Origin of the sequence: Ramlibacter sp. GCM10027632, assembly GCF_042675325.1 — a bacterium.
Classification (GTDB): domain Bacteria; phylum Pseudomonadota; class Gammaproteobacteria; order Burkholderiales; family Burkholderiaceae_C; genus Ramlibacter.
Genome location: NZ_JBHTGW010000014.1, coordinates 42,808 through 66,799, shown reverse-complemented (window position 1 = coordinate 66,799; position 23,992 = coordinate 42,808). Strand labels below are relative to the sequence as shown.

Genomic DNA, 23,992 nt, shown 5'->3' with positions numbered 1-23,992 from the left:
GCGCACCCTGATGCCCGGCGGCCGCGCCCTGGCCGCGCCGCTGCTGATCGTCCTGATCCTGGCGATGATGCTGGTGCCGCTGCCGCCGCTGCTGCTGGACCTGATGTTCTCGTTCAACATCGCGGTCTCGCTGGTGGTGCTGATCGTGGCCAGCTACACCAAGCGCACCCTGGAATTCGCCAGCTTCCCCACCGTGCTGCTGGTCACCACGCTGCTGCGCCTGGCGCTGAACGTGGCCTCCACCCGCGCCGTGCTCCTGAACGGCCACACCGGCACCGGCGCCGCGGGCCAGGTGATCGAATCCTTCGCCCACTTCCTCATCGGCGGCAGCCTGGCGGTGGGCATCGTGGTCTTCGCCATCCTCACGGTCATCAACTTCGTGGTGGTGACCAAGGGCGCCGGCCGCATCGCCGAGGTCTCGGCCCGCTTCGCGCTGGACGCCATGCCCGGCAAGCAGATGGCGATCGACGCCGACATGGCTTCCGGCGCCATCGACGACAAGGAAGCCCGCAAGCGGCGCAACGAGGTCACCCAGGAGGCCGAGTTCTACGGCTCCATGGACGGCGCCTCCAAGTTCGTGCGCGGCGACGCCATCGCCGGCATCCTGATCCTGTTCATCAACATGCTCGGCGGCCTGGCCATCGGCGTGCTGCAGCACGACCTGCCGGTCGCCCAGGCGATGAACAACTACGTGCTGCTCGCCATCGGCGACGGCCTGGTCGCCCAGGTCCCCGCGCTGGTGATCTCGGTGGCCGCCGGCCTGGTGGTCTCCCGCGTGGGCGAGGAGGACATCGGTCGCCAGATCGGCGCGCAGCTGTTCTCCATCCCCCGCGCGCTGGGCCTGACCGGCGCCGTGCTGGGCCTGCTGGGCCTGATCCCCGGCATGCCGCACCTGCCGTTCCTGGCGCTGGCCGGCGTCTGCGGCTGGGGCGCCTGGACGCTCGCGCGCATCGCCGCCCGACCCGCGCCCGCCGCCGAGGCCGCCGCGCCCGCGGCCAACCCGAATGCCGACGCGAGCTGGGACGACGTCGCCCTGGTCGACCCGCTGGGCCTGGAAGTCGGCTACCGCCTGATCGCGCTGGTGGACCGCAACCAGGGCGGCGACCTGCTGGCCCGCATCAAGGGCGTGCGCAAGAAGTTCGCCTCCGAGGTCGGCTTCCTGCCGCCCGCCGTCCACATCCGCGACAACCTGGAGCTGCACCCCTCCGCCTACCGCATCCTCCTCAAGGGCGTGGTCGTGGGCGAGGGCCAGGCCTTCAGCGGCATGTACCTGGCCATCAACCCGGGCCACATCAAGGTGCCCCTGGCCGGCACGGTCACCACCGACCCGGCCTTCGGCCTGGAGGCCACCTGGGTCGAGGCCCGCCTGCGCGAGCAGGCGCAGGCCGCCGGCTACACCGTGGTCGATGCCTCCACCGTCATCGCCACGCACCTCAATCACGTGATGCAGACGCACGCCGCGGCGCTGCTCGGTCGCACCGAGGTGCAGGAGCTCCTGGACCACGCCCGCCGCCACGTGCCCGGCCTGGTCGAGGAGACCGTGCCCAAGGTCATCCCGGTCCCCGTGCTGCAGAAGGTGCTTCGCAACCTGCTGGACGAGTCGATCCACATCCGCGACCTGCGCGGCATCCTCGAGCTGCTGTCCGAGACCGCCGGCGCCGCGCCGGAGCCGGTGTCCCTCACCCGCGAGGTGCGCATCGGCCTGGCCGCCGCCATCGTGCAGCACCTCTACGGCCCGGTGCGCGAGCTCGGCGTGCTGGCCGTGGAGCCGGGGCTGGAGCAGGTGCTGGTGCAGTCGCTCTCGCCCGAGGCCCAGGTGCCGCTCGACCCCGGCATGGGCGAGATGCTCGCCGAGCAGGCCGCCGAGGCCGCCCGCGCCCAGGAGGAGGCCGGCCTGCCCGCCTGCCTGCTGGTGCCTGACCGTATCCGCGCGCCGCTGGCCCGCCTGCTGCGTCGCAAGGCCCCGCGCCTGCACGTGCTGGGCCACTCGGAAATCCCGCGCACCCATTCCATCCAGATCAACCGCGTCATCGGAGTCCAACCATGAACGTCAAGCGATTCGTCGGCAAGAACGCCCGCGAGGCCATGGCCCAGGTGAGGGCCGCCTGGGGCGACGAGGCGGTGGTGCTGTCCAACCGCCCCATCCCCGGCGGCGTCGAGATCCTCGCGCTGCCCGCCAGCGCCGAGATCCCCGCGGCCCCGCCGCGCCGCGAGGCCCGCGCCGCCGCCGCACCCGCGGCTGCGGGCTCGGCCCCGGTGGAGCCCATGAGCACCGTCTCCTTCGAGCGCTTCGTGCGGGAGCGCCAGCGCCAGCAGCTGGCCCAGGAGGCCGCGTCGGCGCCGTCGCCGGCCGACGCCGGTACCGACGCCCCGCTGGCCGTCTCCGCCGGCCGCGTGCCGCCCTCCGAGCCCGCCCGCTTCGCCGCCGGCGAGCTGCGCGAGGCGCTGGGCGAGCAGGGCCTGGCCGACGCCCGCCTGGGCATGCCCGCGGCGCTGCCGTCGCCGGCCGCCGCCCGCGCAGCGGCCTATGCCGAGACCCGCGACCGCAGCGCCGACGCCAGCGAACTCATGATGTCCGAGCTGCGCGCCATGCGCGGCATGATCGCCTCGCAGCTGGCCAGCCTGTCCTGGTTCGACAGCGTGCGCCGCAGCCCGGCGCAGACGCAGTCGCTGCGCCACCTGATCTCCAACGGTTTCTCGCCCGCACTGGCCCGCCACCTGGTGAGCCGCCTGCCCGAGGGCCTGGACGAGGCCCGCGCCGGCCAGTGGCTGTCGCAGGTGCTGGCCAAGAACCTGCGCTGCACGCCCGAGGAGGAGAGCATCGCCGCGCGCGGCGGCGTGTTCGCCCTGGTCGGCCCCACCGGCGTCGGCAAGACCACCACCACCGCCAAGCTGGCCGCCAACTTCGCCATGCGCCACGGCGCGGCCTCGGTGGGCCTGATCACGGTGGACACCTACCGCATGGCCGCCAGCGACCAGCTGCGCGCCTTCGGCCGCATCCTCGGCATCCCGGTGCACACCGCGCGCGATGCCGCCTCGCTGCAGGACCTGCTGGCCCTGTTCGACCGCAAGCAGCTGGTGCTGGTGGACACGGTGGGCCTGGGCCAGCGCGACGAGCGCATGAAGGAGCTGTTCGACGCGCTGCCCGCCGACCGCGTGCAGCGCCTGCTGGTGCTGAACGCCGGCGCCCAGGCCGAGACCCTCGACGAGGTGGTCCGCGCCTACGGCGGCGAGCCCGGCACGCGCTGCGTGTTTTCCAAGCTGGACGAGGCCGTCAAGTGCGGCGCGGTGCTGGACGTGGCGATCCGCCGCAAGCTGCGCGTCGAGGGCGTCGCCAACGGCCAGCGCGTGCCGGAGGACTGGCAGCCCGCCGACGCCGCCCGCCTGGTCGAGCAGGCCCTGGCGCGCCAGCCCGACTCCCTCTTCACCCCCGACGACACCGAGCTGGGCCTGCTGCTCACGGCCCCGCCGATGGCGCCCTCGGGCCCCTGGTCCGCCGACTCCGCGCAGGCCCGCCATGCTTGACCGCGGCAACGACCAGGCTGCCGGCCTGCGCCGCCTCGTCGGCGCCGGCGCGGGGGGCGGCTCGCTGAGCCTGCTGGCCTTCCCGCTGGCGGACGACGCCGCCGAGGCCGGCTGGATCGCCGAGCTCGCCCACGCCCTGCGCGGCCTGGGGGCGCGCCCGGTGGTGATGGATGCCAGCCGCGGCCGCGTGCTGCGCGCCTTCGGGCTGCAGGCCCGCTATGAACTGCTCGACCTGCTGCAGGGCGCCCACGGTTTCGACGCGGTGGCCCCGTCCACCCGCGACGGCATCCACGTGCTGCGGGCCGATCGCGGCGTCGAGGCCTTCGTCGCCTCCGGCGCGCCCTCGGCCGACCTGTTCGGCGGCTTCGCCCGCCTCTCGCACGGCTTCGACGCGCTGATGCTGGCCATGCCCGCCGCCGAACTGGCCTGCCTGGCCAGCCCCGCGCAGGTGGTGCCGGTGGTCGCCCTCGACGCCAGCGACGCCGGCCTGACCCGCGCCTACGCCACGGTCAAGGACCTGGCCAGCCGCTTCGGCTACGCCCGCTTCGCCGCCGTGGTGCATGGCGCCGGCACCGGCGCCGGCGCCGGCGCCCGCGGCGCCCAGGCCCGCCTGGCCACCGTCGCCCGCGGCTTCCTCGGGGTGGAGGTGGCCTTCGCCGGCTGCCTGCCCGCCAGTGGCCCGCGCGCCAGCGCGCTGGCCGAACTCGCGCAACACCTGCTGCACACGGCGGCCACGCCGCTGACCCTGCACTGAACCCGCCCAGACCCGTACCGACCCGCCTCGACAGAAAGAGCCCGCCATGTACAACGCCAAAGGAACCCTGCAGGCCCAGGTCCGCATCGAGGACTACCTGCCCCTGGTGCGCCGCGCCGCCGCGAAGATGATCGGCGGGCTGCCCGCGAACGTCGAGATGGACGACCTGATCCAGGCCGGCATGATGGGCCTGATGGATGCCATGCAGCGCTACGAGGTCGGCCACGGCGCGCAGTTCGAGACCTTCGTGATGCAGCGCGTGCGCGGCGCCATGCTCGACGAGCTGCGCGGCACCGACTGGGTGCCCCGCTCTGTGCGCAAGCACCAGCGCGAGATCGCCGGTGCGGTGCACGCCCTGGAGCACCGCCTGCGGCGCGCCCCCAGCGACGTGGAGATCGCTGCCCACCTGGGCCTGTCGATCGACGACTACCACGCCATGCTCACCGACGTGCGCGGCGCGCAACTGGTCTACACCGACGACTACGAGGCCGACGACGCCGAGACCCACTACCTGGACCGCCACATCGCGCCCGACGACAAGGCCGACCCGGCCTCGCAGCTGTCGGACCGCAAGTTCCGCGAGGCCCTGGTGCGCGCCATCGAGGACCTGCCCGAGCGCGAGCAGTACGTGATGTCCATGTACTACGAGCACGACATGAACCTGCGCGAGATCGCCGCCGTGCTGGGCGTGACCGAATCGCGCGTCTGCCAGCTCCACAGCCAGTCAGTCGCCCGGCTGCGTTCGCGGCTGAAGGACTGGTAAAGCCCGCGCCGCCCGGAACCCGCCGGGCGCTTCCACGACCAAGCTCCCTTTTGTCCGAAGGGGAGAGGCATGCAAGCGAACAGCGGAATCCGCCATGCAGCGGGCGAGTGGGGCGACGCGTGGGCCGGTGAAGGTGCCGGTGACCGTGCCGGCGGGTGGGCCCCCCCGGGGATCCGCGAGCCGGCCGGCATCCCGGGCGATGCGCCGGCCCTGGCGCGCCCGGCCAAGCAGGCCCGCACGCCGCTGACGTCCGCCGGCCCGGCCCGCTTTCTCGGCCGCCACCCGCTGCACGGCGGCGGCCCCTCCGCGGCCAGCCCGCGCCACGGGCTGCCAACCGGCCCGGCCTGGGACCGCGCCGAGCGCAAGGGGGAGGCCGGCCCGCCGGTCGACACCCCGCTCGCGGCCCGCCCCGTGAAGCGCAAGGCCGAGGCGATGGCGCCCGCAGGCGCCGGCCTGATCGCCACCCTGGCGGGCGAGGCCCTCGACCTCCTCCTCGCGGATCACCCGCTGCCGCCCCGCCCCTCGCCTGCGGCGCTGGCGGCCCTGGGCGGCGCCGTGGCCCGCCTGGCCGCCGGCTTCGCGCCGCCGGAATGCCACGAGCTCGCGCGCCAGCTGGTCACGCGCATCGGCGGCGTGCCGATGGACACGGACCGCGCCGCGGCCGTCGTGGGCGGCCTGATGGCGCAAGCCGGGGCGGCCTGCGAGGGGCAGCACGGCGGCACACTCGCGTCCTTCGTGGCCGGCGCGGTGCAGGCCTGGTGCGGCTCGGTCGCCCACCTCACCGTCGACTGCGCGCAGGCGGTGCTGCGTCCCCTGGGCGCCCGCGCCGTGCGGGTCGAGGGCCAGCCGGCCGCGGCCGGCGCGGCCTGCGCCCGCCTGCTCGTCGAAGCCCTGGGCGCGCTGCAGCTCGACACCCATCCCGCCGACCTGCAGCGCGCCGCCATCGCCGCCCTGCTGCCGCCCGACGACGCAGCGCCCCTGGCGGGCGAGCGCCTCAACCTGCCGGCCCTGCAGGCCCTGCTCCGGGCGCTGCCCGGGCCTGGGCGGCGGCTGTCCGCGCCGGCCCTGGACCTGCTGCTGGAGCATGTCCTGCCCGCGGACCCGCCGCGCCCTTTCACCGACCGCACGCGCGATGCGGCGCTTTGCCTCCTGGTCGATGCGGTGGGCAGCGACACAGTGCTGGCCCCGCGGCTGGCCGGCCGCGTCCTCGGCTCGCGCTGGGCGGACGCGGCCACCTGCAACCGCGTCGTCGAGCGGCTGGCGAGCCGCCTGCCGGGGCTCGCGCCCGGGCCGGGCTGGTCCGCCTTCGCCGCGGGCCGCCTGGTGCCCAGCCTCCTGCAGCTCGCACCGCCCAAGGGCGGCGTCATTGGCGTCGCGACCGCGATCGCCGCGGCCCTCGCCGGGCCGCAAGGCCTGCTGATGCCGGCGTCCCAGGCGCGGGCCATGGTGGTCGGCCTGGCGGGCTACTTCCGCTGCTACCAGCCCCCGGGCGCGGTGCAGGACGCCGTGCAGCTGGCCGTGCGCCAGCGGCTGCTGGCGGCGCCCGAGCCCCTGCGGGAGACCCTCCGCCAGGGCCTGGCCCTGGCCGGCGACCCGCAGGCCGGCCCGGTGGCGATCGATGCCCGGGCGATCCGGGACGCCTGGCGCGTCCTGGACCACCGGGACCGGCCGCAGGTGATGGCGGGCCTGTTGCGCCGCGCCGTGGCCGCGCCCCTGCCGGAGGCCGGACTCGGCGCGCTGCTCCGGTCCCTGCTGGCGTGGTCCGTCGACGGCCAGGACCTGCCGCAGGCGGTGCTCGGCGACTGGCTGGACATCCTCATGACCTCCCCGCTTCCCCTGGCCGAGCGCGGCGACCTCGCGGCCCGCCTGCTCGGCGCGGCGGCGCAACGCCCGACCGGCACCTTGCCCTGGCAGTGGCTGGACCGGGCCCGCCCGGCCATCGCGATGGCGATCGCCCACGAAGGGCCCGGCCCGCGCCGCGACGCGCTGACGCAGTCGCTGGTGGCGGCCTATGGGCGGGCAGATCTGGGGGAGGGGGGCGCGCCGGTGCAGGACTGGCTGCGGCGGGAGCTGCGCTTTCTCGCGCGTTCGCAGCAGCTGGGGCTGCTGGCGCAGGACGCCATCGCGCCCGCCCGCGCGACGCTGGACTGGTGGCAGCGCGTGCTGCGGGCGGAGGACGCCTTCGCGGTTCGTTGAGGTGCTGGCGCGCCGTCGGCCACGCCCACGCGTACGCCCGCGGGTGGGCCGTTCAGGCGCGGCCCAGCGAGCGCCCCGAGATGCGCGGCACGCCCAGGCGGCCTGCCGGGGCGTAGGTGCTGCGGCGCTGGGCCTCCTGCATCGCCGGGATGGCCGGCAGGAGCGCCTCCTGCGCCGCCTCCACGTCCCCCAGCCGGCGCTGGGCCAGCGCCAGGTTGGCCGCGGCGAGCTGGCGCAGGGCCTGGAGCTGCTCGGGCGGCGCGGTCATGGAAAAGCGCTGGGCATGCACCAGCGCCGACTGCATCTGGGCGGTGAGCGCGGGCAGGTCGTCGGCCCGGCCCTCGCGCAGGGCGGTGGCCTGGGTCTCCAGCAAGGCCCACAGGCCCGCCAGGCCGAGCGAGGCGGGCGGGAGGGCGGGCCGGGGCTGGGCCGGGACGCGCTGCATGGTCAGTGGGTGCGGGGCCCGCCCACCAGGGCCGAGGCCTCGTAGATCAGGCGGTCGGCGATGGCCTCGGCGTTGACGCTGAAGCGGCCCTCGCGGATCGCCAGGCGGATGGCGTCGACCTTGGCCTGGTCGAAGTCGGCCGAGCCGGCCAGTTCGCTGATCTTCGCGCCGGCGGCCGACAGCGTGGCCCGGTCCTGGGCCGGGGCGGCCACCGAGGCGGTGGCGCGGCTGGCGCCGGTCTCGCGGGCCGTCGTGGCCGAGGTCTCCGCCGCCACCGGCGGCAGGGGGGAGTTCGGTCCGATCTTGAGGGTCATGGGGTGCTCCTGGCGGCCGGGCAATGGCCGTTTCCACCATTTTCGGCAGCGCTTTCGGAAACTGAAGGAAGAAAAAGCACGGTTTTTCCGTGCTTCCTCGGACCGGGGGGCGGGCGGGTCACAGCGCCACCTCCACCACCCGGCCCTCGCGGGCCACGCCCTGGAGGACCTTGCCCAGCTCGGTGCGCACCCGCACCGGCTGGCCCAGGGCGGCGCCGGCCAGGGCCTGGCCCGCGCCGGTGATGGCGAAGCCCGGGCCCTGGATGCGAAGGCGCACCGGGTCGCCGGCCTGCAGGGCCGCCGGCGCGCGGGCCAGCTCGGGGCGCAGGGGCTGGCCGGCGGCCACCGCCCGCACCAGCGCCTTGCCCGCCAGGGCCTGCGGGTCGCGGGCGACGCCGGGGGCCTCGCGCGTGAGCTCCACCTCCTGCACCCGCAGGTCGGCCTCGCCCAGGACGGCGCCGGCCGGCAGGGGCGCCGCGGCCACCACGGCCGGTCCCCAGGCCGCGACCTGGGCCGGCACCAGCACGCTCCAGGCCGCGCCGTCGACGCAGCGCACGCCGAAGGTCACGCGGCCCCAGGCGCGCAGGCCCGGCGGCACGAAGGGCTCGGCGCGGCGGCAGGGCGCCAGCGTGGCGGCCGACTCCACCGGGCCCAGGCCCTGCACCTCATAACGGGTCAGGCCCTCGCGCACCGCGGTGGCGGCCAGCTGCTGCTGCAGCCAGGCGCGCAGCACGCCCTCGTCGAAGGAGACCTGGGCGCGCGCGGGCGCGGCGGCCAGGGCGGACAGGCCGGCGAGGCCGGCCAGGAGCAGGGCGGCGAGGGGGGACGGGGCGCGGCGGGCGCGGCGGGCGGGGCGGCGGTTCATGGGCAGTGACTGTAGGCAGCCGGGGCGCGGCGCTTGCCGCCAAAAGCTGCGCAAACCCGGCCTTTATCGGCGCTTAAGTTTCCGCATGCGGCTCCCACACTTGCCTCCACGCAGAAGACACGGACCCGCCCATGGACCTCTTCACCCGAACCCTCGACCACCAAGGCCGCGCCCTGGAGCTCCTGGCCAAGCGCCAGCAGGTGCTCTCGGCCAACATCGCCAACGCCGACACGCCCGGCTTCAAGGCCCGCGATTTCGATTTCGCCGCGGCGCTGGCCGACGCCCGCGCCGGCCAGGCCGGCCCGGTGGCGGCCGCCACGACCCGCGCCGGCCACCTCGCCCCGCCCGCCCGGGTGGACGAGGCGCAACTCAAGTGGCGCAACCCCGACCAGGCCAGCCTGGACGGCAACACCGTGGACCTGGACCGCGAGCGCGCCAACTTCGCCGACAACGCGGTGCGCTACGAGGCCACGCTGCGCTTCATCAACGGCCACGTGAAAACCATGTTGTCGGCCATCTCCGGCCAATCCTGAAGGGACACGCCGCCATGACCCTCTTCAACGTCTTCGCCATTTCCGGCAGCGCGGTCTCCGCGCAGTCCAAGCGCCTGAACGTGGTCGCCTCCAACCTGGCCAACGCCGACGCGGTGGCCGGCCCCGACGGCAAGGCCTACCAGGCCCGCCAGGTGCATTTCCAGGCCCAGGTGCAGGAGACCGGCGGCCTGCCCGGCGTGCGCGTCTCGGGCATCACCGAGAGCGAGGCGCCCGGCCGCCGCGTGCACGACCCGGCCCACCCGATGGCCGACGCGCAGGGCTACGTGACGCACTCCAACGTGAGCGTGGTCGACGAGATGGTCAACATGATCTCGGCCTCGCGCGCCTACCAGAACAACGTCGAAGTCATGAACACGGCGAAGCAGCTGCTCGCCAAGACCCTGCAGATGGGTCAGTAAAGGAGCGCAGAGATGGCCACCCCCCCGATCACCGGCACCACGGCGGGCACCGCCGCCACGGCATCGCCCGCCGGCAGGTCCTCCACCACCAGCGCCGCCGACCAGCAGGACCGCTTCATGCAGCTGCTGGTGGCGCAGATGAAGAACCAGGACCCGCTGAACCCGATGGACAACGCACAGATGACGAGCCAGATCGCGCAGATCAACACGGTCGCCGGCATCGAGAAGCTGAACACCACCGTCGAATCCCTCGCTGGCCAGTTCGCCAGCCTGCGCGAGCTGATGGCGCAGCGCCTGCCCGAGGCGATCGCTACCGACCCCGCCAACCCCAACACCTGAACCCGGAGACCGACATGAGCTTCCAGCAAGGCATCAGCGGCCTGAACGCCGCCTCCCGCAACCTCGAGGTGATCGGCAACAACATCGCCAACGCCGCCACCGTGGGCGCCAAGCTCTCGCGCGCCGAGTTCGCCGGCGTCTACGCCAGCGCCAACAGCGCCCAGGCGTCCAGCGACGCCGGCATGGGCGTGGAGATCTCCTCGGTCATGCAGCAGTTCACCCAGGGCCCGGTGCGCACCACCGACAACCCGCTGGACGTGGCCATCAACGGCACCGGCTTCTTCCAGGTCGCCCGCTCCGACGGCTCCGAGGTGGCCTACACCCGCAACGGCCAGTTCCACATGGACAACCAGGGCTATGTCGTGAACAGCCAGGGCATGCGCCTGCAGGGCTTCGCCATCGACCCGGTCACCGGCAAGGCCGCCGGCGTCTCCGGCTCCATCAACCTGCCGACCCAGGGCATCGCGCCCAAGGCCACCACCACCGCCAGCCTGGGCCTGAACCTCGACGGCCGCACCGCCGCGCCGACCGCCGCCACCCCCGCCTTCTCGCTGACGGACACCGCCTCCTTCACCTCGTCCACCGCGGTCTCGGTCTATGACCAGCAGGGCAACGAGCAGGTCGTCTCCCTGTACTTCCGCCGCACCGCGGTGGACAACCAGTGGGAGGTCTATGCTGCCATGAACGGCAGCGCCGTGCCCGCCGTCGCCGGCGGCGGCGCGCAGCAGCCCGCGGGCCTGCTCACCTTCAATGCCGACGGCACCCTCAACACCACCGCCAGCGGCAGCCTCGCCGGCGGCGCGCTGACCCCGGGCGACCTGGCGCTGGACCTGCCGTTCTCCAGCGCCACGCTGGCCGGCGGCGCCACCACCGCCCCGGTCTCGGTCTCCTTCACCGGCAGCACGCAGTTCGGCCGCAGCTTCGGCGTGACCCAGGTCTCGCAGGACGGCTACACCGCCGGCCAGCTCACCGGCTTCGGCGTGACCAGCAACGGCACGGTGGAAGCGCGCTACTCCAACGGCAAGACCGTCGGGACCGCGCAGATCGCGCTGGCGGACTTCCGCAACAACCAGGGCCTGGCGCCGGTGGGCGGCAACCTGTGGCGCGCCACGCCGGTCTCCGGCCAGCCCGCCCTGGGCGCGCCCGGCTCCGCCAACCTCGGCCTGCTGCAGGGCGGTGCGCTGGAGGACTCCAACATCGACGTGACCGCGCAGCTGGTCGAGATGATCACCGCGCAGCGCGCCTACCAGGCCAACGCGCAGACCATCAAGACCCAGGACCAGATGATGTCCACGCTGGTCAACCTGCGCTGATCCCCGCAACGCCAAGGCCTGAGCGATGGACCGCCTGATCTACACCGCCGCCTCCGGTGCCCGCGCCCTGATGCAGCGGCAGGACGGCCTCACGCACAACCTGGCCAACGCCAACACGCCCGGCTTCCGCGCCGACGAGGTGGCCTTCCGCGCGGTGCCCGTGCGCGGCGACGGCGCCAGCACCCGCGTGGTCTCGCTCGAGGCCACCGCCGGCTTCGACGCCAAGGCCGGCGCGGTGCAGTCCACCGGCCGCGATCTCGACGTCGCCGTCAAGGGCACCGGCTGGCTCGCGGTGCAGACGCCCGACGGCGGCGAGGCCTACACCCGCCACGGCGGGCTGGAGGTCAGCGCCGACGGCACCCTCGTCGTCTACAACGGCATGCCGGTGGTGGGCGAGGGCGGCACCGTCAACATCCCGCCCGGCACCAAGGTGTCCATCGGCGCCGACGGCACCGTCACCGCGCAGGCCGGCAGCGGCCCGGCCCAGGTGGTCGGCCGCCTCAAGCTGGTGAACCCCGCGCCGGGCGAGCTGCGCAAGGGGGCCGACGGCCTCATGCGCACCACCTCCGGCGACCCCGCCGAGGCCGACCCCGCGGTGCGGGTGTCGTCCGGCGCGCTCGAGGGCAGCAACGTCAACGTCGTCGAGTCGATGGTGGGGATGATCGCCGCCGCCCGCCAGTACGAGGTGCAGATGCAGCTGCTTCGCAACGCCGAGCAGAACGACCAGCACGCCGCGCAGCTGCTGTCCCAGCGATAACCCGAACCCGAACGGAGAGCCGCCATGATGCGTTCCCTTGCCACCGCCAAGACCGGCCTGGAGGCCCAGCAGACCCAGCTGGATGCCATCACCCACAACCTCGCCAACGGCAGCACGCACGGCTACAAGCGCGCGCATGTCGTCTTCGAGGACCTGATGTACCAGAGCATCCGCCAGGCCGGCGCGCCCGACACGCAGCAGACCCAGCTGCCCACCGGCCTGCAACTGGGCACCGGCGTGCGGGCCGTGGCCACCGCACGCAACTTCAGCCAGGGCGCGATCAATTCCACCGGCAACCCGCTGGACCTCGCCATCAACGGCGCCGGCTTCTTCCAGGTGCAGCAGCCCGACGGCTCCCTTGCCTACACCCGCGACGGCTCGTTCCAGGTCGACGCGCAGGGCCAGCTGGTGAACTCCAACGGCCTGGCGGTGAGCCCCGGCATCACCATCCCGGCGACCGCCACCGGCGTGACCATCGGCCGCGACGGCATCGTCACCGCGCAGATGCCCGGCGCCACCGCGCCGCAGCAGATCGGGCAGATCCAGCTGGCCTACTTCACCAACCCCGCCGGCCTGGACCCGCGCGGCGGCAACCTCTATGCCGAGACTGCTGCCTCGGGCAACCCGCAGACCGGCAACCCCGGCTCGCCGGGCCTGGGCGTGATCCACCAGGCGGCGGTGGAAGGCTCCAACGTGAACATCGTCGAGGAGCTGGTGGCCATGATCCAGACCCAGCGCGCCTACGAGGTCAACTCCAAGGCGATCCAGACCTCGGACCAGATGCTGGCCCGGCTGGCGCAGCTGTGAAGGGGGCCCCGCCATGCGCGCCCGCATCGCCCGATTCGCCCGCTTCGCCCGGCTCGCCCGCCTGCTCGTTCCCGCCGCCGCGGCCCTGGCGGCCGGCTGCGCCACGGTCACCGTGCCCCCGGTCGACATGCACGCCGGCAGCCCCGCGCCGCAGGCCGCGCCGCTGCCGCCGGCGCCCCACGGCGCCATCTTTCAGGCCGCCGGCCACCGCCCGCTGTTCGAGGACCGGCGCGCCCGCATGGTGGGCGACTCGCTGATCATCGTCATCGAGGAGCAGGTCAGCGCCAGCCAGCAGTCCACCAGCAAGATGGACCGCAGCGGCTCGGTCTCGGCCGGCGTCTCGGCCATCCCCTTCGGATCGGCCCGCCTGCTCGGGCGCCTGGGCGTGGACGCGAACTCCGCCGCCACCCACGACGCGGACGGCAAGACCGGCAGCAACAACAGCTTCTCCGGCACCATCACCGTCCTCGTGCGCGAGGTGCTCCCCAACGGCTACCTGCTGGTCACCGGCGAGAAGCAGATCGGCGTGAACCAGAACGTGGACGTGCTGCGCTTCTCGGGCATCGTCGACCCCGCCCGCATCCGCGGCGGCAACCTGGTCAGCTCGATGCACGTGGCCGAGGCGCGCCTCGAGCAGCGGGGCCGCGGCGACGTCGGCCGGGTCCAGGGCATGGGCTGGCTCACGCGCTTCTTCCTCAGCGTCGCGCCGGTCTGACCGGGGCGGGCAGGGCGGTTCCAAATCGCCCCCGAACCCCCGCCTTATCCGCGCTTAAGTTTCCGGCGCCGGCTTCCATACTCGGTCACGTCATGCAAGTCTGGAGGCCCCCCATGTTCCCGATCGCCCGGCACTTCCTCTGCGGCCTGGCCCTCGTCCTGGCAGCGGCCGCCCAGGCCGCCGGCGCCGCCAGTGGCGGCAGCGAGCGCATCCGCGACCTCGCCAGCGTCTCCGGCGTGCGCATGAACCAGTTGATCGGGTACGGCGTGGTCGTCGGCCTGGACGGCAGCGGCGACGCCACCAACCAGGTGCAGTTCACCGGCCAGAGCGTGCAGTCGCTGCTGCAGCAGTTCGGCGTGGCGCTGCCCCCGGGCGTGACGCCGCAGATGCGCAACGTGGCCGCCGTCATGGTGACCGCCGCCTTGCCCGCCTTCGCCCAGCCCGGGCAGCAGATCGACATCACCGTCTCCTCCCTGGGCAACGCCAAGAGCCTGCGCGGTGGCACGCTGCTGCTCACGCCCCTGAAGGGCGCCGACGGCCAGATCTACGCCATGGCCCAGGGCAACCTCGTCATCGGCGGCGCGGGCGCGCAGGCCGGCGGCAGCAAGGTCGCCATCAACCACATGCTGGCCGGCCGCGTGCCGGGCGGCGCCACCGTCGAACGCGCCGTGCCCAATGGCGCGCTGCAGGCCGAGACCCTGCAGCTCGAGCTCAATGCCACCGACTTCAGCACCGCGCGCCGGGTGGCCGCGGCCATCAACCGCAGCCAGGGCGCCGGCACGGCCGAGGCCCTCGACGCGCGGGTCGTGCAGGTGCGCCTGCCGACCCAGGGCTCGCGGGTGGACTTCATCGCCGAGATCGAGAACCTCGAGGTGCTGCTCGCGCCGCCGCAGGCGCGGGTGATCGTCAACGCCCGCACCGGCTCGGTGGTGATGAACCAGTCGGTACGCCTGGGTCCCGTCGCCGTGGCGCACGGCAGCCTGTCGGTCACCGTCTCCAGCACGCCCGTGATCAGCCAGCCCAATGCCTTCAGCGGCGGGCAGACGGTGCAGGCCGAGAAGGTCGACATCCGCGTGCAGCAGGACCCCGGCATCCTGTTCAACCTGCCCGCCGGCGCCGAGCTGGCCGACATCGTCAAGGCCCTCAACACCCTGGGCGCGACCGCGCAGGACCTGATCGGCATCCTCCAGGCGATCAAGGCTGCCGGCGCGCTCAAGGCCGAACTGGAGATCATCTGATGCAGGCGTCCAACGTCCTCGGGGTCGACGCCCGTTCGCTCGACGGCCTGCGCGGCCAGGCCGCCAAGGACCCGAAGGCGGCCAGCCGCCAGGCGGCGGTGCAGATGGAGTCGCACTTCATGCAGATGGTGCTGCAAAGCATGCGCGAGGCCACGCCCAAGGCCGACGGCAGCGCCGGCAACGACACCTTCACCCAGATGCTGGACCAGCAGTTCGCGCGCCAGTTCTCGGGCCGCCCGGGCGGGCTGGCCGACCTGATCGAGAAGCAGCTGAATGCGCAGATGAAGGCGCTGTCGCCGCCGGCTTCCGCGGCGGCACAGGCCGCGCCGGCCGGGCCCGCGCAGGACGCCGGCGCCCCGGCGGCGGCGGCTGCACCGGCCGGCCCCGCCGCGCCGCGCGCCGCGAACGCGAAGCAGCAGGCCTTCCTGGAGCGCATGCTCCCCCACGCCCAGGCCGCCGAGCGCGCCACCGGCGTGCCCGCCTCCTTCATCCTGGGCCAGGCGGCCCTGGAGTCCGGCTGGGGCAAGGGCGAGATCCGCAACGCCGACGGCAGCGGCTCGTTCAACCTGTTCGGCATCAAGGCCACGCGGGGCTGGCAGGGCGAGGTGGCCACGGTGAGCACCACCGAGTACGAGGGCGGCCAGCCGGTGCGCCAGTCCGCCCGGTTCCGCAGCTACGGCTCCTACGCCGAGGCCTTCACCGACTACGCCCGCCTGCTGTCCACCAGCCCGCGCTACGCGCAGGCGGTGCGCAGCGACAGCGCCGAGGGCTTCGCCGGCGCGATGCAGCGCGCCGGCTACGCCACCGACCCGCAGTACGCCGCCAAGCTGGCGCGCACCATCAACCACACGCTGGCGCTGCAGCGCGCGCTGGCCTGAGGAACGCCGCATGACCTCGCTCCTGAACATCGGCACCAGCAGCCTGGCCGCGGCCCAGGGGCAGCTGACCACGATCTCCCACAACATCGCCAACGCCAACACGGTGGGCTACTCGCGCCAGGAGGCGCAGCAGGCCACCGCCGGCGGGCTGATGACCGGCGCCGGCTTCTTCGGCCGCGGCGTCGACATGGCCACCGTGCAGCGGCGCTACGACCAGTTCGCCGCCGCCTCGGTGCTGGCCTCCACCTCGCAGGCCGCGGCCGACGCCTCGCGCTCCGAGGCCCTGTCCCAGCTCGACGCGCTGTTCGCCAACGGCGACCTCGGCGTGGGCGCCTCCATCGACCAGCTGTTCGCCGCGACCGGCGACCTCGCCAACCGCCCCGGCGACACCGCCACCCGCCAGGCCTTCCTGGCCCGCGCCGCGGACCTCGCGCAGCGCGCCACCAGCCTGGGCACGCAGCTGCAGGACCTGGCCACCCAGGCCGATGCCCAGCTCGCCCAGACCGCCACCCAGGTCAACGACCGGCTCGCCGAGATCCAGCGCCTGAACGAGCGCATCGCCAGCCTGGCCGCCGGCGGCCAGCCGCCCAACGACCTGCTGGACCAGCGCGAGCAGGCCATCGCCCAGCTCGGCGGCCTGATGGCGGTGCGCACCGTCACCGGCGCCGACGGCAGCATCAACCTCTTCACCCCCGGCGGCTCGCCCCTGATCGTGGGCACCCAGCGCAGCGTGCTGGTGGCGGCGCCCGACCCGTCCAGCCCCGGCACCACCGGCCTGCGCCTGGACATCGGCACCGGCACCAGCCAGTGGCTCGAGGGCCCCGACCTCGGCGGCGGCAGCCTGGCCGGCCTGATGCAGTTCCGCGACCAGGACCTGCAGGCCGCCCGCACCCGCCTGGGCAGCCTCGTGCAGGGCCTGGCCGACGCCTTCAACGCCCAGCACCAGCTCGGCACCGACGCCAATGGCGCGCCGGGGCAGCCGCTGTTCGCCGTGGCCCTGGCCACCGACGGCGTGGCCAACGGGCTGAAGGCGCTGGCGCTGTCCGCCGCCCAGGTGGCCACCGGCCAGGCCTCGATGGTCGAGGCCGGCGCCGCCAACACCGGCGGCGCGCGCGTGGCGGCCTTCTCGGTCACCCGCACCACGCCGGACAGCGCGCTGGCGGTCTCCATCACCTTCAACAACCCGCCGACCACCTTCAACATCACCGGCCTGGCCGGCGGCAACCTGAGCAACGTGCCGTACACGCCGGGCCAGGCCATCCCGCCCGCGCCGGCCGACTACAACGGCTGGCGCCTGACGCTGGAGGGCGCGCCCGCCGCGGGCGACAGCTTCGGCCTGCAGGCCACTGCCTACCCGCGCTCGGACAACCGCAACGCGCTGGCCCTCGGCCAGCTCGCGCGCCTGGCCGGTGCCAACGGGACCTTCAACGAGGCCTATGCCGGGCTGCTGGCCGATGTCGGCAACCGGGTCCAGGGGGCGCGCGAGATGGCCAATGTCTCCGCCGCCATGAAGGACGAGGCGCTCGCCCGCCAGGCCAGCGCCGCGGGCGTGAACCTCGACGAGGAGGCTGCCAACCTGCTGCGGTTCCAGCAGGCCTACCAGGCCTCCGCCAAGATCATCCAGGCCAGCCAGCTGCTGTTCGACACGCTGCTGTCGGCCACGCGCGGATAAGCGCCCAGCGAAGGACCCGCCATGCGACCCACCACGCTCCACACCTCCCAGACCGCCTTTGCCGGCATCGAGGCGCGCCAGACCCGCCAGTCGCAGCTGCAGCAGCAGCTGGGCACGGGCCTGCGTGTCACCCGCCCCGGTGACGACCCGGTGGCCGCGGCGCAGGCCGAGATGGCCCGCTCGCACCTGGCCCGGCTCGCGCAGGACAAGCGCGCCACCGACCTGGGCCAGGGCGTGCTCGCCAGCGCCGACGACGCCCTGGCCCAGGGCGTGAACCTGCTGCAGTCGGCGCGTGAGTCGCTGGTGGCGGCCGGCAACGGCGCCTACAGCCCGGGTGAGCGCCAGGCCCTGGCGCTGGTGCTGCGCGGCGCCCGCGAGCAGCTGCTGGCCCTGGCCAACACCCGTGACGGCGCAGGCGGTGCGGTCTTCGGCGGCCAGGGCACCAACGCCGACCCGCTGGCCGGCGACATGCCGGTGTGGTCCGCGCCCTCGGGCGTGCAGCGCATCGGCGAGGACGGCCGCTACGCCGCCAGCGTGGACGGGCGCAGCAGCTTCATGACCATCCCGCAGGGCAACGGCGTCTTCGTCACCGCCTCGGCCGCGGGCAACACCGGGGCCGGCTGGATCGAGCCCGGCGCGGTGGCCGACGCCACCCAGCTCACCGGCCACTCGCTGCGCATCGACATCGGCGGCGCGCCGGGCGCGCTGACCTACAGCGTGCAGGACCTCGACGCCGGGATCACCCTGGTCAGCGCGCAGCCGCTGCCGGCCGATGGCACGCTGACCCTGCAGGGCCAGCGCGTGAAGGTCTCCGGCACGCCCGCGCCGGCCGATGCCTTCAACGTGTCGCCGGCCGGCCGCCAGAGCGTGTTCCAGACGCTGGACGAGGCCATCGCCACGCTGGAGACGCCGATGTCCAACCCCGCCTATGCCGAGCGCCTGGCGCGGGTGCAGGCCGGCATCGACCGCGCCCTCGACGGCATGACGCTCACGCGCAGCCAGGTCGGCCAGGCGCTGCGCCAGGTGGAGGACGCCGCGCTCGCCGGCGAGGACCAGGCCCTGGCCGCCGAGACCCGCCGCAGCACCCTGCGTGACCTCGACTACGCCTCGGCCATCTCCGACATGCAGAACAACCAGACCGCGCTGGAGGCCGCCCTCAAGGCGTACTCCAGCGTCGGCCGGACCACGCTGTTCCAGCTACTGCAAGGCTAGGAACTCCCGCGTGGCGGCGTCCACGCATTCGGGGTCGAACGTTCCGGAAGGGCCCGCCATGATCTCCCTCTCGCTTTCGCTCCAGGCCCTGGCCCGCTGCTTCGGCGGCCGCCCGCGCTCCCGTCCCCCGGCCAGCTCCGGGGCATCGTTCCACGGCCGGGCGGTCTCGCCGCTGGACCCCGTCGCCAGCAGCCGCGGGGCCCCCCGGCCGACGCCGGCGCCATCCCCCACGCTGCGTGCCCGCGAGCCCCGCCAGGCGGCGGGTACGGGGCTGCTGGCATGGCTGCGGGCCCGGCTTGCCGCCGCGGGCCGGCCTCCTCGCGGCGGGACGGAGGACCGGCCGGCCCCGGCGCGCCACGAAGTCGTCCTGCTGCGCGCGGGCCATCCACAGGCCAATCGCAGCGCCGTCGCCTGCGGCCTGCGGCGGCAGCTGCGGACCCTGCCGGCCGGCGCCAGCGGCGAGGCCATCGTCCGCAAGGTCGGCGCCGACATCGTGGCCTGCAGGTCGTCGCTCACCGCCGCGGACAAGGCCCACATCCTGGCCGGCATGGCCGACGCGCTCCTCGAGCGCGAGGCCGACCCGCGGGCGCTGCGGGCGGTGCTCGCGCTGGCGAGCGGCGGCAGGTCGGCGGACGTCCTGTTCAACGATCCCCGCTACGGCCCGCGCATCGCCGGGATCCTGGCGCAGGCCCTGGGCCAGGCGGTGAGCGAGGCGGCCCCGGCCGGCGAGGCCTTCGGCCGGGAGGTCTGCGTCCATCTCGCCGCCCGCTGCGAGCCCGAGGCCCTGGCGCAGGCGCTGGCGCAATTCAACGAGGCCTGCGCCGAGCGCCTCGACCGGGCCTACGCCTTCCTCTGAGACGCTGCGAGCGAATCCATCACGCCCGGGCGGGCCGCCTTCATTCCCGGCTCCTGCGCGGGGGGCGCCTCAGCCCTCCACCTCCCGCACCAGGGCCGCCGCCGCCGGCGCCGGCAGGTGCAGCAGGGTCCCGAGCTGCGCGAAATCCTCGGCCAGCGCCGGGTTGTCCCAGCCGCGCTCCAGGTGGCGGGCGATGCGCACGGCCAGCGCCACGCACTGCTCGCCCGGCGCCGCCAGCCCGGTGGGCAGCAGGTGGGCGCGCAGCGAGGGGGGCAGCCCCCAGGCCTGCAGGAGTCGGTGCTCGATCACTGCCAGCTCCACGCCCAGCTCCGCACGCTGCGCCTGCGTCTGGCGCATCTGCGGGTCCTGCGCCAGCCGGGCGGCGATGGCGGCCGCCTCCTGCGGCGCCTCGCACCAGAGCAGCAAGCCGCCGAACTGGGTGAGGAGGGCGGCCTGGTGCAGCACCTCGGCGTCCTCGTCCTGGCGGTGCACCGCGAAGGCCGCGGCCAGGCGCGCCGCGCGGTGGGCCCGCTGGACCAGGTCCAGCGCGCCCGCCAGCGCCGTCGGGTTTCCGTCCAGGCGCTCCTCCAGCGTCTCCAGCGGCGGCGGGCCGTCGAGCGCATGGAAGAAGGGCTCGATCCCGAGCAGCACCAGGCCGGCCGTCACCGTTTCCACCGGCCGCGACAGCCGCGGCCCGAGCCGCTGCGACACCAGGGCCAGCAGCCGCAGCGTCATCAGCGGGTCGCGCAGGACCACGTCGGCCAGGGCGTTGGCGTCCACCCGGTCGGGCCGCGCGCGCCAGGCCTCCAGGGCCTCGCGGGTGGCGGCGAGGACCGGCGCGGGTCGGCCGGCGAGGCGGTCGGCCCAGCGGTCGGTCGTGGCGGCAGGTGCGGCGTGCATGACGCCTTCTTCGGCGCGCCGCGCCGAAGCTGTAGCCGGGTGGAACCATTACGGATGAGCAGCCACTGACGGACCATCCCGGAGGAGCCCGCCATGAGCCTGCCGTCCCTGCGTACCCGACTGGTTCGCTGGCTGCGCCGCCTGCGTGACGCGGCCCGGCGCTGGGCCGGCCGCATGCCCCTGGCCACCGAGGCGCCCGCCCCCTTGCCTGCGGGCCCCCTGTCCCCCCTCCCGGCCCGCGGCGTCGACGGCGCGGCGGGCGCCCGGTCCCGGCCTGGCGTCGAGTCCGTGGCCCTCAGGCCGGCGCAGGCCCTCGTACGCCGCGCGGCGGGCGCGCCGCCCGTGCCGCTGCCCCTGCGGCTGGTGCGCGCCCTGCGGCGCGTCCTCGATCGCATCGACCCGCCCGCCCGGCCAGCCCCGGCCCGCGCAGGCCGCCTCACGCTGGCGCCGGTCGCCCCGGTGCTGCGGGTCGGCCCGTCCGCGGCGCCTGCCCGGCTGCCGGCACCCGAGCCTCCCGAGGCCGTTCGGTCGGCGGCGACGGCCCCGGCTTCCCAGGCGCCGGACCCGGACCCGGACCCGGACCAGGTGGCCATCGACGCACTCTTCGCCGAGCATGCCGGCGACATGCCGGGTCTGCTCGCCGCCTTGCGCGACCACCTGGCCCGTCAGGACTTCGCGGGCCAGCCGCACCGGCTGGCGCCGGTGGTGGCCGCGGTCACGCGGGACCCGGGGCCGATGCGCGAGGGGCCCACGCTGTTCGCCTTCTCGGCGCTGGTGGAGTTCCTGGTCCGGCACGCCGACCCGGCGCCCGTCGTGCGCGAGGTGCTGCTGACGGCCATCGCGCGCTGCCGGCCGGAACTCGCGTGGAGCCTGATGTTCGAGCTGTGCGCCCAGCTGGGCGGGGAGTGCATGCGCGAGGGCACCCGCGGCGCGCTGCATGCGTTCCTGATGGACCCGGGCCACCCGATGTCCAGTGCCACCCGCGCCCACATGCTCGATGCCTTCGTCAAGCGCGCACCGATGGTGATCGAGGACACGCCCGCGCCCTGAGGGGCCGGGCTGCCGGGAGACGCGGCCCGCGCGCCCCGCGTTCAGCGTTCAGCGTTCAGCGTTCAGCGTTCAGCGTTCAGCGTTCAGCGTTCAGCGTTCAGCGTTCAGCGGGCCCGGGCGACCTTGGTCGCCGCGGCGGCCTTGGGCGCCGCCTTCTGGGCCACGGCGCGCGCCGGGCCGGTGGCCTTGGCCGTCGCCTTGCCCCGGGCCTTGCCGCCAGCGCCGGCAGCGGCCACGCGCACCGGCAGTTCGACCACCACCGCCTGGCCCGGCTTGAAGCGGGCCGTGGGCGCGACATCGTTCCACTGCGCCACGTCGGTGGGCTTCAGGCGCAGGCGCGCGGCCAGGCTGGCCACGGTGTCGTTCTTGCCGGCCTTGACCGTGGTGCGGCGGGTCAGGATCTCGGGCGCGAGGCTCAGCTGCGCGTTGTCGGCGACATGGCCGGCCACGTCCTCGACCACGCCCGCGCCGCGCGGCGCCAGGACGGTGGAGCCCGCGCGAATCAGCATGCGCGGCGGGATGTTGTTGATCCCGCGGAATTCGGACTCGCTCATGCCCACGCGGCGGGCAGCATCGGCGACCGACATGGTGGCCGGCGCGGTCCAGGCCGTCCAGCTGGCATAGCGGCCCGCGGTGTAGCCGTCGAGGTTGCGCTGGAACACCTTGGCGTTGTCCCAGGGCAGCAGGATCTGCGGCGTGCCGGCGGCCAGGATCACCGGCTGCTTGAACGAGGGGTTGAGCGCCTTGAAGTCCTCCAGGCGGATGTCGGCCAGGCGGGCTGCCAGCTCCACGTCGATGTCGCGGGTGAGGGTGACGGTCTGGAAGTAGGGATGGTTCTCGATCAGGGGGAGCTCGACGCGCAGCGATTCGGGGCTGGCGACGATGTTCTTCACCGCCTGCAGCTTGGGCACGTAGTTGCGGGTCTCGTCGGGCATGTTCAGGTCCGCGTAAGAGGTGCCCAGGCCGGCGCGCTGGTTGCGCTGGATGGCGCGCGAGACGTTGCCCTGGCCCCAGTTGTAGGCGGCCAGCGCCAGGTGCCAGTCGCCGAACATGCCATGCAGCTTCTGCAGGTAGTCGAGGGCGGCGCGGGTGGAGGCCAGCACGTCGCGGCGGTCGTCGCGGAAGATGTTCTGGCGAAGCTCGAAGTCCTGCCCGGTCGCGGGCATGAACTGCCACATGCCGGCGGCGCGCGCGCTGGAGACGGCTTGCGGGTTGAAGGCGCTCTCGATGTAGGGCAGCAGCGCCAGCTCCAGGGGCATGTTGCGCCGCTCCAGCTCCTCGACGATGTGGAACAGGTACTTGCGCGAGCGCTCGGTCATGCGCTGGATGTAGTCCGGCCGGGTGGCATACCACTGCTCGTGCCGGCGCACCAGCTCGCCGTCCAGGTCCGGCATGGCGAAGCCGCGGCGGATGCGGTCCCACAGGTCCGGTGGGGTTTCCAGCGCCATGACGCCGCTGCCATGGGCGTCGCCCGGCGTGATCGGCTTGAGGGTCCCGCGGTAGGTGCGCGGCGCCGGGGTGGTGGCGGCGGCAGCAGCGGTGGGTGTCGGGACGGCGGCCTGGGGGGCGTTCCCGGCGGGTTCGGGCGGGACCTGGCCCGGTCCGGTGGCGCAGCCGGCCAGCCCCAGGAGCAGGGCCAGCGCGGCGAGGTGCAGCAGTTTCTTCATCTGAATTGGTTCTTCCATTCGCGCAGGGCGGCGAAGACCGCGGCCTCGTCGCCGCCGCCGGCCGCGGCATCGAAGCCGCGGGCCGCCTCGCGCACCGCGGGCAGCCGGGTGCGCAGGAACGGGTTGACCTCGCGTTCGAGCGAGATCGTGGAGGGCAGGGTGGGTTCGCCACGCGCACGCAGCTGTTCGCAGGCGTGCAGGTGATGGAGCAGCTTTTCGTTGCCGGGTTCCACGGCCAGGCCGAACTTCAGGTTGGACAGGGTGTATTCGTGCGCGCAGCACACCCGGGTGTGCCCCGGCAGCGCCGCCAGCCGGCCCAGCGAGGCCAGCATCTGCGCCGGCGTGCCCTCGAACAGGCGGCCGCAGCCGCCCGAGAACAGGGTGTCGCCGCAAAACAGCAGCGGCGCGCCGCCGGCGTCGTCGCAGTAGTAGGCGACATGGCCGGCGGTGTGGCCGGGCACGTCGATCACCTGGAACCGCAGGCCCAGCACGTCGACGGTGTCGTCGCCGCTCACGCGGGTGCAGGGCTCGGGAATGGGCTCGCGGGCCGGGCCGTAGACGGCGGCACCGGTGGCCTCGCGCAACGCCTGCACGCCGCCCGTGTGGTCCGCGTGGTGGTGCGTGACTAGAATCGCCTCGAGCCGCGCCCCGGCCCGCTGCAGCCCGGCGAGGACGGGGGCGGCATCGCCCGGGTCCACCACCACGGCCCGTTGTCCGTCATGCAGCAGCCAGAGATAGTTGTCCTGGAAGGCCGGCAGGGGTGTCAAGTTCATG

The 23,992-nt window shown here is 74.4% G+C and carries 24 protein-coding genes; 18 read left to right on the top strand and 6 right to left on the bottom strand.

Annotated features, from left to right (window positions below; translation table 11 throughout):
* Positions 1 to 10: 10 nt before the first annotated feature.
* The 5 genes from flhA (at position 11) to ACFQZY_RS17740 (ending at position 7,238) form a co-directional block, all read left to right on the top strand.
* Positions 11 to 2,047: a flagellar biosynthesis protein FlhA gene (flhA, locus tag ACFQZY_RS17760; RefSeq protein ID WP_377418427.1), complete on the top strand. Its 2,037-nt coding sequence runs from the start codon at positions 11 to 13 to the stop codon at positions 2,045 to 2,047.
* Positions 2,044 to 3,525: a flagellar biosynthesis protein FlhF gene (gene flhF / locus ACFQZY_RS17755; RefSeq protein WP_377418360.1), complete on the top strand. Its 1,482-nt coding sequence runs from the start codon at positions 2,044 to 2,046 to the stop codon at positions 3,523 to 3,525. Before flhA ends, flhF begins: the two co-directional genes overlap by 4 nt.
* On the top strand, positions 3,518 to 4,279 hold the full coding sequence (locus tag ACFQZY_RS17750; protein ID WP_377418357.1) for a MinD/ParA family protein: 762 nt from the start codon (positions 3,518 to 3,520) through the stop codon (positions 4,277 to 4,279). The genes flhF and ACFQZY_RS17750 overlap by 8 nt, the downstream gene beginning before the upstream one ends.
* Before the next feature lie 46 nt (positions 4,280 to 4,325).
* Positions 4,326 to 5,042, top strand: a complete 717-nt coding sequence (locus ACFQZY_RS17745; protein WP_377418354.1) for an RNA polymerase sigma factor FliA — start codon at positions 4,326 to 4,328, stop codon at positions 5,040 to 5,042.
* Between the two features lie 69 nt (positions 5,043 to 5,111).
* Positions 5,112 to 7,238 carry a hypothetical protein gene (locus tag ACFQZY_RS17740; protein ID WP_377418352.1) on the top strand — a complete coding sequence of 709 codons (2,127 nt, stop codon included), beginning with the start codon at positions 5,112 to 5,114 and terminating at the stop codon, positions 7,236 to 7,238.
* 52 nt (positions 7,239 to 7,290) lie between these two features.
* Here ACFQZY_RS17740 and ACFQZY_RS17735 read toward each other — a convergent pair whose 3' ends face one another.
* From ACFQZY_RS17735 to flgA, 3 genes are all read right to left on the bottom strand, one after another.
* Positions 7,291 to 7,683, bottom strand: a complete 393-nt coding sequence (locus tag ACFQZY_RS17735) for a hypothetical protein (protein WP_377418349.1) — start codon at positions 7,681 to 7,683, stop codon at positions 7,291 to 7,293.
* Between the two features lie 2 nt (positions 7,684 to 7,685).
* A complete protein-coding gene (flgM, locus tag ACFQZY_RS17730; protein WP_377418346.1) occupies positions 7,686 to 7,997 on the bottom strand; it encodes a flagellar biosynthesis anti-sigma factor FlgM in 312 nt (103 codons plus the stop codon).
* A 118-nt stretch (positions 7,998 to 8,115) separates the two neighbouring features.
* Positions 8,116 to 8,862, bottom strand: coding sequence for a flagellar basal body P-ring formation chaperone FlgA (flgA, locus tag ACFQZY_RS17725; protein ID WP_377418344.1), 747 nt, complete (start codon positions 8,860 to 8,862; stop codon positions 8,116 to 8,118).
* 131 nt (positions 8,863 to 8,993) lie between these two features.
* Between flgA and flgB the strand changes: the two genes are divergently transcribed.
* The 12 genes from flgB (at position 8,994) to ACFQZY_RS17665 (ending at position 19,601) form a co-directional block, all read left to right on the top strand.
* Entirely contained in the window at positions 8,994 to 9,395 is a 402-nt protein-coding gene (gene flgB / locus ACFQZY_RS17720) for a flagellar basal body rod protein FlgB (RefSeq protein ID WP_377418341.1), read from the top strand.
* 14 nt (positions 9,396 to 9,409) lie between these two features.
* Positions 9,410 to 9,814, top strand: coding sequence for a flagellar basal body rod protein FlgC (flgC, locus tag ACFQZY_RS17715; RefSeq protein WP_377418338.1), 405 nt, complete (start codon positions 9,410 to 9,412; stop codon positions 9,812 to 9,814).
* A 12-nt stretch (positions 9,815 to 9,826) separates the two neighbouring features.
* Entirely contained in the window at positions 9,827 to 10,153 is a 327-nt protein-coding gene (locus ACFQZY_RS17710; protein ID WP_377418335.1) for a flagellar hook capping FlgD N-terminal domain-containing protein, read from the top strand.
* Between the two features lie 14 nt (positions 10,154 to 10,167).
* Complete coding sequence (flgE, locus tag ACFQZY_RS17705; protein ID WP_377418332.1) at positions 10,168 to 11,466, top strand: flagellar hook protein FlgE; 1,299 nt, start codon at positions 10,168 to 10,170, stop codon at positions 11,464 to 11,466.
* 25 nt (positions 11,467 to 11,491) lie between these two features.
* Complete coding sequence (gene flgF / locus ACFQZY_RS17700) at positions 11,492 to 12,223, top strand: flagellar basal-body rod protein FlgF (RefSeq protein WP_377418328.1); 732 nt, start codon at positions 11,492 to 11,494, stop codon at positions 12,221 to 12,223.
* 24 nt (positions 12,224 to 12,247) lie between these two features.
* A complete protein-coding gene (gene flgG / locus ACFQZY_RS17695) occupies positions 12,248 to 13,030 on the top strand; it encodes a flagellar basal-body rod protein FlgG (protein WP_377418325.1) in 783 nt (260 codons plus the stop codon).
* A gap of 13 nt (positions 13,031 to 13,043) precedes the next feature.
* On the top strand, positions 13,044 to 13,745 hold the full coding sequence (locus tag ACFQZY_RS17690) for a flagellar basal body L-ring protein FlgH (protein ID WP_377418322.1): 702 nt from the start codon (positions 13,044 to 13,046) through the stop codon (positions 13,743 to 13,745).
* A gap of 113 nt (positions 13,746 to 13,858) precedes the next feature.
* A complete protein-coding gene (locus tag ACFQZY_RS17685) occupies positions 13,859 to 14,983 on the top strand; it encodes a flagellar basal body P-ring protein FlgI (protein WP_377418319.1) in 1,125 nt (374 codons plus the stop codon).
* Complete coding sequence (gene flgJ, locus ACFQZY_RS17680) at positions 14,983 to 15,861, top strand: flagellar assembly peptidoglycan hydrolase FlgJ (protein ID WP_377418316.1); 879 nt, start codon at positions 14,983 to 14,985, stop codon at positions 15,859 to 15,861. Before ACFQZY_RS17685 ends, flgJ begins: the two co-directional genes overlap by 1 nt.
* A 10-nt stretch (positions 15,862 to 15,871) precedes the next feature.
* Positions 15,872 to 17,533, top strand: coding sequence for a flagellar hook-associated protein FlgK (gene flgK / locus ACFQZY_RS17675; RefSeq protein WP_377418313.1), 1,662 nt, complete (start codon positions 15,872 to 15,874; stop codon positions 17,531 to 17,533).
* A gap of 21 nt (positions 17,534 to 17,554) precedes the next feature.
* A complete protein-coding gene (gene flgL, locus ACFQZY_RS17670) occupies positions 17,555 to 18,745 on the top strand; it encodes a flagellar hook-associated protein FlgL (RefSeq protein ID WP_377418310.1) in 1,191 nt (396 codons plus the stop codon).
* 58 nt (positions 18,746 to 18,803) lie between these two features.
* Complete coding sequence (locus tag ACFQZY_RS17665; RefSeq protein WP_377418307.1) at positions 18,804 to 19,601, top strand: hypothetical protein; 798 nt, start codon at positions 18,804 to 18,806, stop codon at positions 19,599 to 19,601.
* Between the two features lie 69 nt (positions 19,602 to 19,670).
* Here the strand turns inward: ACFQZY_RS17665 and ACFQZY_RS17660 are convergent, their stop codons facing one another.
* Entirely contained in the window at positions 19,671 to 20,501 is an 831-nt protein-coding gene (locus ACFQZY_RS17660; protein ID WP_377418304.1) for an HDOD domain-containing protein, read from the bottom strand.
* A gap of 93 nt (positions 20,502 to 20,594) precedes the next feature.
* On the opposite strand from ACFQZY_RS17660, the gene ACFQZY_RS17655 reads away from it, so the two are divergent.
* On the top strand, positions 20,595 to 21,551 hold the full coding sequence (locus ACFQZY_RS17655) for a hypothetical protein (protein ID WP_377418301.1): 957 nt from the start codon (positions 20,595 to 20,597) through the stop codon (positions 21,549 to 21,551).
* A gap of 104 nt (positions 21,552 to 21,655) precedes the next feature.
* On the opposite strand, the gene ACFQZY_RS17650 is transcribed toward ACFQZY_RS17655, so the two are convergent.
* Together ACFQZY_RS17650 and gloB are read right to left on the bottom strand one after the other, a co-directional pair.
* Positions 21,656 to 23,218 carry a transglycosylase SLT domain-containing protein gene (locus tag ACFQZY_RS17650; protein ID WP_377418298.1) on the bottom strand — a complete coding sequence of 521 codons (1,563 nt, stop codon included), beginning with the start codon at positions 23,216 to 23,218 and terminating at the stop codon, positions 21,656 to 21,658.
* Positions 23,215 to 23,991, bottom strand: a complete 777-nt coding sequence (gene gloB / locus ACFQZY_RS17645; RefSeq protein WP_377418294.1) for a hydroxyacylglutathione hydrolase — start codon at positions 23,989 to 23,991, stop codon at positions 23,215 to 23,217. Before gloB ends, ACFQZY_RS17650 begins: the two co-directional genes overlap by 4 nt.
* Position 23,992 lies beyond the last annotated feature (1 nt).

Coding starts and splice junctions, on each gene's coding strand:
- ACFQZY_RS17690 (WP_377418322.1), top strand. CDS start 13,044: ATGCGCGCCCGCATCGCCCGATTCGCCCGCTTCGCCCGGCTCGCCCGC.
- ACFQZY_RS17665 (WP_377418307.1), top strand. CDS start 18,804: ATGATCTCCCTCTCGCTTTCGCTCCAGGCCCTGGCCCGCTGCTTCGGC.
- flgK (WP_377418313.1), top strand. CDS start 15,872: ATGACCTCGCTCCTGAACATCGGCACCAGCAGCCTGGCCGCGGCCCAG.
- flgG (WP_377418325.1), top strand. CDS start 12,248: ATGATGCGTTCCCTTGCCACCGCCAAGACCGGCCTGGAGGCCCAGCAG.
- flgA (WP_377418344.1), bottom strand. CDS start 8,862: ATGAACCGCCGCCCCGCCCGCCGCGCCCGCCGCGCCCCGTCCCCCCTC.
- flgC (WP_377418338.1), top strand. CDS start 9,410: ATGACCCTCTTCAACGTCTTCGCCATTTCCGGCAGCGCGGTCTCCGCG.
- flgJ (WP_377418316.1), top strand. CDS start 14,983: ATGCAGGCGTCCAACGTCCTCGGGGTCGACGCCCGTTCGCTCGACGGC.
- ACFQZY_RS17710 (WP_377418335.1), top strand. CDS start 9,827: ATGGCCACCCCCCCGATCACCGGCACCACGGCGGGCACCGCCGCCACG.
- flgF (WP_377418328.1), top strand. CDS start 11,492: ATGGACCGCCTGATCTACACCGCCGCCTCCGGTGCCCGCGCCCTGATG.
- gloB (WP_377418294.1), bottom strand. CDS start 23,991: ATGAACTTGACACCCCTGCCGGCCTTCCAGGACAACTATCTCTGGCTG.
- ACFQZY_RS17660 (WP_377418304.1), bottom strand. CDS start 20,501: ATGCACGCCGCACCTGCCGCCACGACCGACCGCTGGGCCGACCGCCTC.
- flgE (WP_377418332.1), top strand. CDS start 10,168: ATGAGCTTCCAGCAAGGCATCAGCGGCCTGAACGCCGCCTCCCGCAAC.
- flhA (WP_377418427.1), top strand. CDS start 11: ATGCCCGGCGGCCGCGCCCTGGCCGCGCCGCTGCTGATCGTCCTGATC.
- ACFQZY_RS17735 (WP_377418349.1), bottom strand. CDS start 7,683: ATGCAGCGCGTCCCGGCCCAGCCCCGGCCCGCCCTCCCGCCCGCCTCG.
- flgL (WP_377418310.1), top strand. CDS start 17,555: ATGCGACCCACCACGCTCCACACCTCCCAGACCGCCTTTGCCGGCATC.
- ACFQZY_RS17740 (WP_377418352.1), top strand. CDS start 5,112: ATGCAAGCGAACAGCGGAATCCGCCATGCAGCGGGCGAGTGGGGCGAC.
- flgB (WP_377418341.1), top strand. CDS start 8,994: ATGGACCTCTTCACCCGAACCCTCGACCACCAAGGCCGCGCCCTGGAG.
- ACFQZY_RS17685 (WP_377418319.1), top strand. CDS start 13,859: ATGTTCCCGATCGCCCGGCACTTCCTCTGCGGCCTGGCCCTCGTCCTG.
- ACFQZY_RS17650 (WP_377418298.1), bottom strand. CDS start 23,218: ATGAAGAAACTGCTGCACCTCGCCGCGCTGGCCCTGCTCCTGGGGCTG.
- flgM (WP_377418346.1), bottom strand. CDS start 7,997: ATGACCCTCAAGATCGGACCGAACTCCCCCCTGCCGCCGGTGGCGGCG.
- flhF (WP_377418360.1), top strand. CDS start 2,044: ATGAACGTCAAGCGATTCGTCGGCAAGAACGCCCGCGAGGCCATGGCC.
- ACFQZY_RS17745 (WP_377418354.1), top strand. CDS start 4,326: ATGTACAACGCCAAAGGAACCCTGCAGGCCCAGGTCCGCATCGAGGAC.
- ACFQZY_RS17655 (WP_377418301.1), top strand. CDS start 20,595: ATGAGCCTGCCGTCCCTGCGTACCCGACTGGTTCGCTGGCTGCGCCGC.
- ACFQZY_RS17750 (WP_377418357.1), top strand. CDS start 3,518: ATGCTTGACCGCGGCAACGACCAGGCTGCCGGCCTGCGCCGCCTCGTC.